The organism is Bacillus benzoevorans (assembly GCF_014207535.1).
GTDB classification, from domain to species: Bacteria; Bacillota; Bacilli; order Bacillales; family Cytobacillaceae; genus Bacillus_BD; species Bacillus_BD benzoevorans.
Map to the genome: position 1 here is coordinate 1 of NZ_JACHGK010000030.1, position 12,165 is coordinate 12,165.

Annotated in this window: 12 protein-coding genes and 1 pseudogene; 7 read left to right on the plus strand and 6 right to left on the minus strand. The window is 37.7% G+C overall.

Annotated elements, in window-relative coordinates; genetic code table 11:
* Positions 1-320: 320 nt before the first annotated feature.
* On the minus strand, positions 321-788 hold the full coding sequence (locus tag HNR53_RS21895) for a hypothetical protein (protein ID WP_184530112.1): 468 nt from the start codon (positions 786-788) through the stop codon (positions 321-323).
* Between the two features lie 283 nt (positions 789-1,071).
* Between HNR53_RS21895 and HNR53_RS21900 the strand changes: the two genes are divergently transcribed.
* The 5 genes from HNR53_RS21900 to codY all read left to right on the plus strand — a co-directional run bounded on the left by HNR53_RS21900 (position 1,072) and on the right by codY (position 5,144).
* Entirely contained in the window at positions 1,072-1,530 is a 459-nt protein-coding gene (locus HNR53_RS21900) for a hypothetical protein (RefSeq protein WP_184530116.1), read from the plus strand.
* Between the two features lie 43 nt (positions 1,531-1,573).
* Positions 1,574-2,575, plus strand: coding sequence for a DUF3231 family protein (locus tag HNR53_RS21905; protein WP_184530117.1), 1,002 nt, complete (start codon positions 1,574-1,576; stop codon positions 2,573-2,575).
* A gap of 402 nt (positions 2,576-2,977) precedes the next feature.
* Positions 2,978-3,589, plus strand: coding sequence for a thermonuclease family protein (locus tag HNR53_RS21910; protein WP_343065374.1), 612 nt, complete (start codon positions 2,978-2,980; stop codon positions 3,587-3,589).
* Positions 3,590-3,616: 27 nt separating this feature from the next.
* A complete protein-coding gene (locus HNR53_RS21915; protein ID WP_184530118.1) occupies positions 3,617-3,943 on the plus strand; it encodes a YnfA family protein in 327 nt (108 codons plus the stop codon).
* Between the two features lie 403 nt (positions 3,944-4,346).
* On the plus strand, positions 4,347-5,144 hold the full coding sequence (gene codY, locus HNR53_RS21920; protein WP_184530119.1) for a GTP-sensing pleiotropic transcriptional regulator CodY: 798 nt from the start codon (positions 4,347-4,349) through the stop codon (positions 5,142-5,144).
* Positions 5,145-5,313: 169 nt separating this feature from the next.
* Here the strand turns inward: codY and HNR53_RS21925 are convergent, their stop codons facing one another.
* The 3 genes from HNR53_RS21925 to crcB (HNR53_RS21935) all read right to left on the minus strand — a co-directional run bounded on the left by HNR53_RS21925 (position 5,314) and on the right by crcB (HNR53_RS21935) (position 7,540).
* Positions 5,314-6,513 (minus strand): DUF5068 domain-containing protein, encoded by a 1,200-nt coding sequence (locus tag HNR53_RS21925; protein WP_246439757.1) that lies wholly within the window; start codon positions 6,511-6,513, stop codon positions 5,314-5,316.
* Positions 6,514-6,773: 260 nt separating this feature from the next.
* The gene (gene crcB / locus HNR53_RS21930; protein WP_184530121.1) at positions 6,774-7,142 is read right to left on the minus strand and encodes a fluoride efflux transporter CrcB; all 369 of its coding nucleotides are present in this window, start codon (positions 7,140-7,142) and stop codon (positions 6,774-6,776) included.
* Positions 7,139-7,540: a fluoride efflux transporter CrcB gene (gene crcB, locus HNR53_RS21935; RefSeq protein WP_343065375.1), complete on the minus strand. Its 402-nt coding sequence runs from the start codon at positions 7,538-7,540 to the stop codon at positions 7,139-7,141. The genes crcB (HNR53_RS21930) and crcB (HNR53_RS21935) overlap by 4 nt, the downstream gene beginning before the upstream one ends.
* A 304-nt stretch (positions 7,541-7,844) precedes the next feature.
* Here crcB (HNR53_RS21935) and HNR53_RS21940 point away from each other — a divergent pair, with 304 nt between their 5' ends.
* Positions 7,845-10,445: a calcium-translocating P-type ATPase, PMCA-type gene (locus HNR53_RS21940; protein WP_184530124.1), complete on the plus strand. Its 2,601-nt coding sequence runs from the start codon at positions 7,845-7,847 to the stop codon at positions 10,443-10,445.
* A 57-nt stretch (positions 10,446-10,502) separates the two neighbouring features.
* On the opposite strand, the gene HNR53_RS23740 is transcribed toward HNR53_RS21940, so the two are convergent.
* Both HNR53_RS23740 and HNR53_RS23745 read right to left on the minus strand, forming a co-directional pair.
* Complete coding sequence (locus HNR53_RS23740) at positions 10,503-11,246, minus strand: methyl-accepting chemotaxis protein (RefSeq protein WP_377802175.1); 744 nt, start codon at positions 11,244-11,246, stop codon at positions 10,503-10,505.
* An 18-nt stretch (positions 11,247-11,264) separates the two neighbouring features.
* A pseudogene (locus HNR53_RS23745) lies at positions 11,265-11,885 on the minus strand (protoglobin domain-containing protein); the annotation flags it as partial.
* 59 nt (positions 11,886-11,944) lie between these two features.
* Between HNR53_RS23745 and HNR53_RS21950 the strand changes: the two are divergent.
* Positions 11,945-12,139 (plus strand): hypothetical protein, encoded by a 195-nt coding sequence (locus HNR53_RS21950; RefSeq protein ID WP_184530128.1) that lies wholly within the window; start codon positions 11,945-11,947, stop codon positions 12,137-12,139.
* Positions 12,140-12,165 lie beyond the last annotated feature (26 nt).

The following is a 12,165-nucleotide window of genomic DNA, read 5'->3' on the forward strand; positions in this document are numbered from 1 at the left end:
TTGTGCGAATCCTGACAAAACCATCTAGTGATGCTGTTTTCCGAATAGGTGTTGCTCAAATACGAAACAGTGTTGCCCTAACAGTGAAATAATCACTAACCAAATTAGCTTTAAGATCTTTGGACATCAAGTACCACCCTCCCCAATTGTTAGTACAAGTAATATTCCACGATCAATAGTTACATATTCATATGATTAAAAAGGATTTTCTAAGGTTTTCAATAACTAGCTTTTTAAACTAGCCCTATACAAAAATAGAAGCATCCCTAGAGTCTGAGAATGCGCCCGATCGTTAAAGATCGTAATCATTCTTCGAACCCTCACTTTGGAACTGACTCTTCAATTTTACGGATCCATTTAAAATAAAATAAAACAATGAGGAGCAATAAAGGATTGACGATTGCCGAATACCACAACTTCCACCATCCGTGGTAAAAGTACCCCCATGGTTCAGGTAACATTGTGACGGCTTCATAAAGGGTAATCGCTATTACCCAATAGAAAATATAAAGAATCCTTTTATAAAGGGATTCTTCAAAAGGATACCAATTTAGAAACATCATATTCACAGGTGGAATTAGTACTGTTAATGCAAGAATTGACTTGAAATCAATGCCCCTATTAAAGTACCAATAGCCATGATACTTTCCATCAATATATGTATCAGTTAGTATCTGTAATGTCACAGTAAACGTCCATATATGTACAATTTGATTTTTGTTCAGCCGTTTATTTGTCATAAATGCAATCAGGTTAAAAAGAATAATTGCAAAAATAAGTCCAATCATCACATTGTTACCTTTTTTAATAATAGTTTTTCTTTCCATCTTTAAAATTATTCAGCCACACTATTTTCCCACATACAATGATTCTCTACAATCTGACCATAAAATGAAAATAAGCGCTAATCCTTGTTAATGGATAGCGTCCGATTATGGCAGGTCATTACTCAAACCTTATAAAAACCCTTACTTGTATATTGAAGAAGAAATGAAGAATCAATCCATTTTTTTGCATATTATTTCTCTCATAGTAAATAGTAAATTTATAACCAATGATAAGGAAAGTTATATGACTGATAAGTTAGAAGCTATTCTGTGGAGTATAGCTCTACCAGGCTTTGCTCAATTATTAAACAGAAAAATTGTAAAAGGTATAGTTTTAATTTTTTTGGAGTTCATCGTTAATGTTAATAGTCATTTTAATATGGTTATTTTGTATAGCTTTAAAGGAAACATTAAAGAAGCAATCGAAGCAACTAATTATCAATGGCTAATGTTCTATCCTTGTCTATATATGTTTGCTATGTGGGATGCATATAAAGATGCCGAAGGAGAAACTCCTCCTTATTCCTATCTTCCTTTTGTATTTGGGGCTTTTTTTGTAACAATTGGGCTTATGTACTCTCCTTCACTAAAATTGGGACAAATATTATTTGGTCCAGTATTTCTTCCAATTTTGTCTTTAATTCCAGGCTTATTGGTTGGGAATTTTATAAAGTGCATATTAGCCCGAATTAAGGTTCAATGAAAATGGTTATTATTTGAGGAAATAAAAAATGGAGGCAAAGATTATGACTCAAAAACAGGCTTTAAGTTCGAGTGAATTAGGAACATTATGGATGACCTATCAGGAAAAAACAATGATACAAAGAATGCTTGAATATTTTATAGAACAAGCAGATGACAATCGAGCGAAAGAGATTATGCAAGATACTCATATGAAAATCATTAACTATCTTGAAGATATAAAAGGCATCTTCAAAAATGAGGGGGCTGTCATTCCTGTTGGATACACGGAACAAGATGTGAATGTTGGTGTGCCTAAGCTGTATGACAACATGTTTGATATTATGTTTCTTCGACTGCTCCAAGAAATAAGCATGGGGTTACATACTCTCCATTTAAATATGGCATATCGTAAAGATATTGTACTTCTCTATAAGGAATTAACTGCATTTACTCAAAGTGTTTACGATGAATGCGTGGATTATTTACAAGAAAAAGATGTTTTACCACGTCCTCCTGCAGTAACTATGCCAAAGTCTGTGGAGTTTGTAGAGGGAACCAATTATATGAGTGGTTTTAACTTATTTTCAGAAAAACGAGCATTGAATACAGTGGAAGTATCACATTTATATCACGCAATTGAATCAAATATTATTGGTATGCAATTAATTACAGGGTTCGCACAAGTGGCAAATGAACCTGAAGTAAAAAAATACTTCATAAAAGGAAAAGAATTGGCGAAAAAAATTGTAACTGATAATACTCAATTATTTCTTCAAAGTGATATTCAACCGCCTTCAACATGGGGGGCAAATGCAACAGATTCTAAGGTAGCTCCTTTTTCAGATAAACTGATGATGTACTGTACCAGCCTGTTTTGTAGCTTTGGTTTAGGAAGCAGTGCTTTAGGAACAGCATTTAGTTTACGAAGTGACCTCCCATTAAAAATGGTTAATGAAGCAAAAGATATACTAACCTATGGGTCGGAGGGTGGAAAACTCATGGCGAAAAATGGTTGGCTTGAAGAGCCTCCACAAATGCAGGATAGGAATCAATTAACAAAATAATCAAGATGCAATACTGAAATAATACAAGCTCTCCTGAATAATAAGGAGAGCTTGTATTATTTCGCTTAGAAAAAATTTCATATATTGAATTGAGGTTTTGTCTATATTGAACTAATCTTAATCCCTGTTTTTACTATTTATACAAGTATCCAATTTCCTTTAAAGTATAGCTCAATTTAATGGCACGATTGCTGAAGGAACGTAAAAAGGATTTCATCTAAATAATTATTTTAAGTTCATAATTATGTGCAGAATAGAAATTCTAAAACATAAATTATGTACATTAAATTAAATATGTACAATAGTAAATAACAGTCATTTTCTATTTATATCAAGGTTTAAGATATAAATTAATTATATGTACACTTAAATTTATAGCGATAAGACAGAGATACGATTAAGGTGAAAATTAATGGGCAAGTCGAATCTGTTCGTTTTTTACTGGTGGATACTCCCGAAACGAATCATCCCCGTCTTGGAGAACAGCCTTTTGGACAAGAAGCTAAATCCTTTACGAAGAAATTGTTGGAAGGGAAGATAGTTCAGCTTGAAAAGGATGTAAGTGATCGGGATAAATATGGCCGCCTGCTTTACTATTTATATGTAGATGGAAAGAGCGTTCAAGAAGAATTGCTGCGAAATGGATTGGCAAGGGTGGCCTATATCTATGCTCCAAACACGAAATATGTTGACCAATACTATGCGATTCAAAAAGAAGCCCAAGCTAATAGTGTCGGCATTTGGAGTGTAGAGAATTACGCCCAAGAGGATGGCTTCCATGAGGAAATCATTGAGGGGGAGAAAACGGAAACGAATAACCAGAATCAATCAGCCGAAAAGCCAAAAGAAGAATGCAATATAAAAGGCAATATTTCTTCCAGGGGAGATAAGATTTATCATATGCCAGGTCAGCAGTATTATGATGTAACGCAGATTGACCCATCTAAGGGCGAACAATATTTTTGCAGTCGGGAAGATGCCGAACAAGCAGGCTTTCGAGCAAGTCAGCGATAGCTTTTTCAAGAGAAAGGTGAAAAAATAATGATTTATACAATAATTTTATTCATTCTTGCGGGAATTGCTGAGATTGGCGGAGGGTACTTAGTTTGGCTATGGTTACGTGAAGGAAAACCATACTGGTTTGGGATCATTGGAGGTCTCATTCTAGTTTTATACGGCATCATTCCTACTCTGCAAAAATTCCCCTCATTTGGAAGAGTATATGCGGCCTATGGTGGAGTATTTATTATCCTTTCCGTTTTATGGGGCTGGGGAGTCGATAAAAAGGCACCTGATACATACGATTGGGTTGGAGCAGTCATTTGTTTAATCGGAGTATCCATCATGCTTTGGGGGCCGAGGCAATAACCTATGGAGGGACGCATACAGCGTCCCTGTTTTTGTGCTAATTAGGGGCTAAAGGTAAGGAAAATTGGGACAGTAAACCTGTCCTTTTGTCTGGCTGGGATTAAATACCTATATCTTTAATTGCGTATTTATGATAAACCATATAAGGGCATTCAGTTAATTTAGAAAAAGGAAGTATTATTTTATTTCTTTGAATATAAAAATTAATAAATTATTCACATTTACCGGAACAAACTGTGATTTAAGTCATTCAATTATTTTCAAAACTAAAATAAAATTATGATTATAGAAGGGGGATAAAATCCCTGAGAGAAAACAATTAGGATGAAATAAGGATTTCTTGTTCTTGGTGTACTAGTATTGCGGACGAAGAATGATTTATTGTGAAAATAGGAGGATAAAAATGAATTTATTATCAAAATCAAGAAAGATTAATGCTTTATTGCAAAAAGCCGCAGGGAAATCAGTGAATTTCAAGGAAATGTCTGAAACATTAAGTGAAATCATTGGTGCAACTATATATATTATCAATCTGGATGGAAAATTGATTGGATATGCAGTGAATCAGAAGATTGAGAATGAGCGCCTGCAGAAGTATCTTGAGGACAATCAATTTCCTGAAGAATATACCAATCGTTTATCCAATATAAGAGAGACATTATTAAACCTGGATGTGAATAATGAACTAACTGCATTCCCGGTTGAGAATAAAGATTTATTTGAAAATGGCTTAACAACAATTATTCCGATTAATGGTGGAGGACAACGCTTAGGTACATTAATTTTAGCGAGAGTGGATCATCCGTTTGGCAATGATGACCTGATTTTGGCAGAATACGGCACTACAGTAATCGGCATGGAAATTCTCCACGAAAGATCAGTAGAAATTGAAAAAGAGGCCCGCAGCAGAGCAGTAGTACAAATGGCTATCAGTTCTCTATCGTATAGTGAACTCGAAGCGATTGAACATATTTTTAATGAATTGAATGGCAAGGAAGGTTTATTAGTGGCTTCTAAAGTTGCTGACAGGGTAGGTATTACCCGTTCCGTAATCGTCAATGCTCTGCGTAAGCTTGAGAGTGCTGGTGTGATTGAATCACGCTCATTAGGGATGAAGGGAACACATATTAAAGTATTAAATGATGATTTCTTAGTGGAACTTGATAAGTTAAAGGTCAATAATAGCAGTCGTTTAGCTTAAGATACTAGTATGCTACAAGACTGCATGATTGCTAACCCGAAAAGTGGACACGAAAATGATTGTGTTTAGTCTTTTCGGGTCTTTTATCTTTCTTTGGACATCGCGGCATTAAACAAGAAGAGGCTGACTCAAATGAGCCAGTCTCTTCTTGTTCATGGAAATATTAATCTTATCTTGGCAAATTAAAGACTGCGACGTCACCCTGTCCATTAATCGGACCGAAATTGAGGGTGAATTTTTTGTATAAGTCAAATTCATCTTTCTTAAATAAGAAGACATGTAATTTTTCGCCTTGCTGGCCGGCAGCAATTTCAGACGGCTCGCTTGGCTCAACCACACCCTGTGTGAAATAAGTGGCCCGGGTTTCATCAACATCAAGCGAAGTGCCAAGGTTTCCAAGGCTGATCGGTGCAGCCGATTGATTATCAATTTTCAGTTTCACGGTTAATGCTGCAACACCGCCGCCAAAAGCACTGAACATACTTTCGTTTCCAGCAGTTGGAATGACTTCGGTGTATTGTACGCTGTCAAGGGTAACTTTTACAGTGCCCATTGCTTTCGTTTTGTTAATATTCGCTTTCTCAAAAATCATTTTCTTAGATGCCCAATTCTCGGTAAGCAGTTTATCCTGATGGAAAATTGGCTGGTCAGCAGGAACTTCAGGCTTAGCTGGTTCTGGTACCGGCTGCGCTGGTGCAGTAATGAGAAAATCAAAGACCGGTGACTTCTGCAGATTGCTATTCTCAGATTGGCTGTTATCTGCTAAACCGCCTTCAATGATATATTTAGGGCTTGTGTTCTTTAATTTTTCAAATTCATAATCTGTTAAAGCGAAGGTAATAAAGCCGGAGACCTTTTCCTTCGGCTCAAATAAGGTAAAGTCATCTTTGTTCTGTTTGATTGTATTGATTCGCTGATCCTCTGCGACAAAGTTTTTCCAATCGGATTGAATGAAATCTAATTCATTGCTTAACTGTATCCTATGATAATTGGAATAATATAGTTGCTTATTTGTGCCATTTTCAATCGTTACTTTAGAGGTTATAATGTACCCGTTGGTTTGATCGTCAAAGAGAATTTTAGAATTTTCGTTCATCCCGGTTACTTTGACTATTTCGTACTCATCAACGGCAATTTTAAAACCATCCATTTCATGTGTGTATTTAGGGTCTTTATTTCGATAAATCACTTCTACAGTTCCTTCGGTTTCCTGTGCAATATAAGGATTTAATACTGTATTGTCTGAAGCGCTTGTTTGCGCAATACCAGTTTGCGATTGCTCTTGTGAAGTACCCGTGGTGTCTTCTTTTTTTCCACATGCTGATAAAAATAAAATCAGTATAATTGCGATTGAAAATACCCTTTTCATCCCCACATTTGTTCACAACCTTTCATTTCTATATACCGATATAATTATAAAACAAATTATTCAAAAAACTTCATTTTTTGTAAAAATGATCTAAAAACAGGTGAAAGATACTAGGGTTTTTGTAACTAAAACAAGAATAAAGTCGTGGTTTTGAAATTGATATTTATTGCAAAAGGTTGTGATACAGAAAATGGGAAAGGGGGAATTTGGTAATTGCTATAATAGACTAGAAAACGATTACATATTTTGGAATGCTATTCTCAGATAAAGATTCTTCCGCTGATCCCCCCAATCCATGCCGCGAAAAGCCCTAGAATCACGCTTGTTAAGACATAAAAGATGGCGGTATTCCACCTTTTACCTTCTATTAATTGCATCGTTTCATAGCCAAAGGTGGAAAAGGTTGTGTAGGCTCCCAATATTCCCACACCGACAAAGAGCCAAACAGATTTGGAAACCATTTGTTCCATAAATAAAAAGCTGGTCAGGCCTAAACAATAAGATCCTGAAAGATTGATGAGCCATGTGCCAAGCGGAAAGCTTGTCGTGCAGGTGTTTGAGATTATTTTACCTAATAAATACCGCAGTACTGCTCCGATAATACCGCCAAAGCCTGCTAATAAAGTCAATGAATCTTCATCCCCTTTCCTTTTTGCATCATTTGCGCTGATTTTAGGCCGCAGGCTGATAAAAGGATGCCGCCAATGATGCTGGCAAGGACATAAATAATAGCCTGCAATATCTGCCCGTTATGGAGAAGATGGAGTGTTTCCACGGAAAAGGTGGAAAAGGTCGTAAAAGCTCCTATTAGCCCTGTACCGACTCCTAAACGAATGGCAGGAGGGAGGACCCAGCGGTGAAGCGTCGCTGTATAAAACCAGGCAAGAAAGAAACATCCTGTAAGATTAATCATAAGGGTAGGGAGCGGGAACCCATTCTGAACGGGGAGCAGCTGACCTGTTCCATAACGTAAAATGGCACCGATAAAACCACCTAGTCCAACAAAAAGTATATTCAATAATGTCACCTGCTTTTCATTAATATAGACTCCTTCGACCTTAATAGATTATACCGAAAAATCACAGTGGAAGAGAAAAAAATAAATTGTGACAATTCCAAGAAGGATGTTGTCTATTTTCATTCTAATAGATAAACAAGAGTACAAATTTTTTTATTTTTTTGGATAATATGAAATAATGTTATAGAAATAGCACGTAAAACCACGAGGGCTTGCCCCGTGGAGAAGTCAGTATACATGTTTTGCAGTGAATAGCAGCAGGTGGATCTCTTAAGAAAATTCTGCTTTCTGCGGCGGGAAAGGGGCTGAAATCATGCCTGAGTTTTATCAGGTATCAAAAGAAAAGGTCATGGAATCTTTAGGAGTAACCGAAAAAGGACTTACGAGTGAGGAGGTTCAAAGAAGACGCGCACAGTATGGATATAATGAATTGGAGGAAGGAAAAAGAAAGACCGCGATTCAAGTCTTTTTTGAACAGTTTAAAGACTTCCTGATTATCATTTTAATCATTGCCGCACTCATTTCTGCCTTTTTAAGAGAGGTAGAAAGTACACTGGTTATTTTAGTAGTAGTTGTATTGAATGCCGCACTTGGGACGATTCAGCATCTAAAGGCAGAGAAGTCGCTTAACAGCTTAAAGGCACTTTCTTCTCCGACAGCAAAGGTACTGCGGAACGGGCAGACCGTGGAAATCCCATCAAGAGAGGTAACCGTCGGGGATATTCTTTATTTAGATGCCGGAGATTTTGTCCCGGCAGACGGGAGAATCAGTGTCAATCATAGTCTGCAGGTGAATGAAAGTTCTTTAACCGGTGAATCCTTAGCCGTTTCTAAAGAACTGGAACCCATTGCCGAGAATGATGTTTCTCTTGGGGACCAAAAGAATATGGTATTTTCAGGAAGCTTTGTGACCTATGGACGAGCCACTGTAGTGGTGACGAATATTGGAATGAGCAGCGAAATTGGAAAAATTGCCAGTCTGTTAGAATCTGCACAGGAAAAGAAAACACCATTACAGGTTACTTTAGATCACTTCGGCAAAAGACTGGCCGTTATTATCATTATGATTGCCCTTATTATTTTTGCCGTGGATATTTATCGGGGACGGGAAATCATTGATTCCTTTATGTTTGCTGTTTCTCTTGCAGTCGCCGCAATTCCTGAAGCATTAAGCTCAATTGTGACCATTGTGCTTGCTTTTGGTACACAAAAAATGGCAAAGGAAAACGCCATAATAAGAAAGCTGCACGCGGTTGAAAGTCTTGGAAGTATTTCCGTTATCTGTTCTGACAAAACAGGAACATTGACACAAAATAAAATGACTGTGCAAAAGGTATTTGTCGATAACAAGGTAATCGCACATGACCAATTAAATCTTGATCATCCTTTAGAAAAAAACTTTCTCCTCATGGCGCTGTTGTGCAACGACTCGATCACAATGGATAAAAAGGAAATTGGAGATCCTACTGAGGTGGCATTAACGAATTTAGGCGAAGAGTACCGATTGGATGAATTGGTGGTAAGAGCGGAATATCCAAGGACAGGAGAAATTCCATTTGATTCCGAGCGGAAACTGATGAGCACGGTAAATAAAATCAATGACCGCTGCATCATGATTACGAAAGGGGCTTTGGATGTCCTTTTAACCCGGGTTAGTAAAATGGACACTTCGAAAGGGGTGGTTGAATTTACGGAGCAGCAGCGGAAAGAGATTGAAACGGTAAACCGAAATTTATCCGTTGCGGGACTGCGTGTACTTTGTTTTGCTTATAAGGAAATTGGTGAGGAGCAGGAAATACATACAGATGATGAAAATGATTTGATCTTTGTTGGCTTGACCGCGATGATGGACCCCCCGCGTGCCGAATCAAAAGGTGCAGTTGAATCCTGTATCAGTGCCGGAATAAAGCCGGTTATGATCACCGGTGATCATAAAATAACAGCTGCGGCGATTGCAAAGCAAATTGGCATATTGCAGGATGATTCTGAAGCAATAGAAGGGGTCGAAATTGAAAAATTATCGGACGAACAATTAAGAGAAAAGGTGGAGCAGCTCTCTGTCTATGCCAGGGTTTCTCCTGAACATAAAATTCGCATTGTGAAGGCCTGGCAGGAAAAAGGGAATGTTGTCGCGATGACCGGTGATGGGGTAAATGATGCACCGGCCTTGAAGCAGGCGGATATTGGAATCGCCATGGGGATTACGGGAACAGAAGTAGCGAAGGATGCATCGTCGATGATTTTAACTGATGATAATTTCTCTACAATTGTGAAGGCAATTTCCAACGGACGAAGCATATACGCCAATATCAATAATTCGATTCGCTTTCTGCTTTCAGGCAATACTGCCGGCATTCTCTCGGTGTTGTATGCCTCTATGCTTGCGCTGCCGGTTCCGTTTGCTCCGGTGCATCTGTTATTTATCAATTTACTGACAGATAGTTTACCGGCTATTGCCCTCGGATTAGAGCCCTATAATAAAAAAATCATGAAGGAAAAGCCAAGGGATGTGCACGAGCCGCTCTTAAATCTCTCATTTTTAAATAAGGTAGGCATCGGCGGATTATTAATCGCCATTTCAACGCTTATTGCTTTTCATCTCGGTCTGAAAACCGGGAATGAGTCTGTTGCGAGTACAATGGCGTTTTCGACATTATGTTTAGCAAGATTATTCCATGGTTTTAACACAAGAGCAAAACAATCCATGTTTCAGATAGGCATATTTACCAACCACTATTTGTGGTTTGCACTGATAGTCGGCATCCTGCTATTGCATCTTGTCCTGTTCATCCCGCCTCTTATGGGAATTTTTGAAGTGGCTGCTTTAACCGGAACACAGCTTGTCTATATATATGGACTATCCCTCATGCCGCTCGTTGTCATTCAGCTTTATAAAGTGATTTTTGTAAAATAAGATGGTCATTACTAAAAAGGCGGAAGATCGTTTACGGATCAGCCGCTTTTTTAATTATTACATATCTTGGGAGATAGAAGAAAGATTAGTCGCCGATACAGCCACTTCTTTAAATGCCGAACCTAATTCATTCGTGATTCTGACGAATGAAATAAGCTCTTGTTCGATTTTTTTATTTTGAATCTTGGTTTCATCCATTGCTTGTAAAATTTGCTGAAAGTGAGCCTCTGTTTCCTCCATTGTACTATTTTCATTCCCCACGGCTGTTTTAATTTTTTCAAGAGATTCCTTTAATTTTTCAATTTGTGTATTGGTGTTGAAAGTCAGGGAAGAGACATTTGTCACCGTATTTTTCGTTTCTTCGGAAAGTTTTCTTACCTCATCGGCAACAATGGAAAAACCGCGTCCATGTTCACCTGCTCTTGCTGCCTCAATGGCTGCATTGAGAGAAAGTAAATTCGTTTGATCGGCAATGCTAGTAACGATTTCAACGATTTTCCGCGTCTGATTCGAAATATCTAATAGTACTTGAACATCGTTGGAGATATCATTAACGGATCGGCGGATATTGGCCAGATTAATCGCTTGATGGTCAAGCTGTTCTTTTCCTTTTTGAGCCCGTTCCTCTGCCAGTGTTGAAAGTTCTGTTCCAGTATTAGCCAGTGAAACAATCTCATTGGATTGGTTATGCAGTTGTTGGAATGCGGCATCCGTTTCTTCAGAAATTGCGGCCAAATTTTGTGAAGCATTTGTTACTTGTTCCCGAATGGATCTTTTTTCTTCTTCCATCGTTTGATTCATTTGATTAGAAGCTTCTTCGTAAGCCTCAAGGACGAGCTGTTGTTCAAAATTGAGCATTTTTGTGACGGCTTTAATAGCGGTTAAACAGTCAGACTTTGACTCGATATTTTCCTCAATTACTGAAATGATAGAGAGCAGTAATATTTCAAAAGCAATCATATACCATTTTGTTGGAAGCTTAATCCTTACATGGGTAACAGCAATTTTTTCCCTTTTCTCAAGAAAATGGGCATCAATCTTTCCGGAAAACATTTCAAGCAAATGCTGCTTCAATGTCTGTTTTAGATGATCTGTAGAACTATGTTTCTGAATGATAGAAATTAGCAGTGGTTCTTGTGCTAGGTTTGCATAAAAATGAGTGACGATTAGGTCGATTTTATCTATAAAAAAAGGCTGAAGTGCCAGCATAACCGATAAGTCCTTCTCTGTAAGCCCTGTCATTTTTAGCTGCATATCTAGGTCCTTAGCGTGTGAAACCGTAATTTTTCCCTTCCCTTTGGCTGAATCCCAAATTGAGATCTCTTGTTTCTGTTTTTTGAAAAACATCGAAATTCCTCCTGCCGTCTCCAATAACGTTCTTGTATGTAAATGATACCATAAGTGTGAGGGAGATGGCGTTAGGAATAGGCTTAAATACATAAAATATTACTAAAATAGATAGGGAAAAATATCCACTATTAAAGCGGGAATCCTTATTTTTGAAAAAGACCTTACCCGCTTTATCGAATTTGCTGCGCCGATTTAAAGCGGGTATGAAAGCTGCGAATGGGTCTGTTTATTTAAAAATTGAAAAAAACGGCAGGATCATGATCAGCAGGGAAAAAAATGTAACAGCGATTGCCCCGGTTTTCTGTTTCTCCTTCCATAATGTAACGGCGAAACCAAAGGTATAAAGGGTGATGATCAGCAGCATAAGAAT

Coding starts and splice junctions, on each gene's coding strand:
- HNR53_RS21895 (WP_184530112.1), bottom strand. CDS start 788: ATGATTGGACTTATTTTTGCAATTATTCTTTTTAACCTGATTGCATTT.
- HNR53_RS21900 (WP_184530116.1), top strand. CDS start 1,072: ATGACTGATAAGTTAGAAGCTATTCTGTGGAGTATAGCTCTACCAGGC.
- HNR53_RS21905 (WP_184530117.1), top strand. CDS start 1,574: ATGACTCAAAAACAGGCTTTAAGTTCGAGTGAATTAGGAACATTATGG.
- HNR53_RS21915 (WP_184530118.1), top strand. CDS start 3,617: ATGATTTATACAATAATTTTATTCATTCTTGCGGGAATTGCTGAGATT.
- codY (WP_184530119.1), top strand. CDS start 4,347: ATGAATTTATTATCAAAATCAAGAAAGATTAATGCTTTATTGCAAAAA.
- HNR53_RS21925 (WP_246439757.1), bottom strand. CDS start 6,513: ATGAAAAGGGTATTTTCAATCGCAATTATACTGATTTTATTTTTATCA.
- HNR53_RS21940 (WP_184530124.1), top strand. CDS start 7,845: ATGCCTGAGTTTTATCAGGTATCAAAAGAAAAGGTCATGGAATCTTTA.
- HNR53_RS23740 (WP_377802175.1), bottom strand. CDS start 11,246: ATGAATCAAACGATGGAAGAAGAAAAAAGATCCATTCGGGAACAAGTA.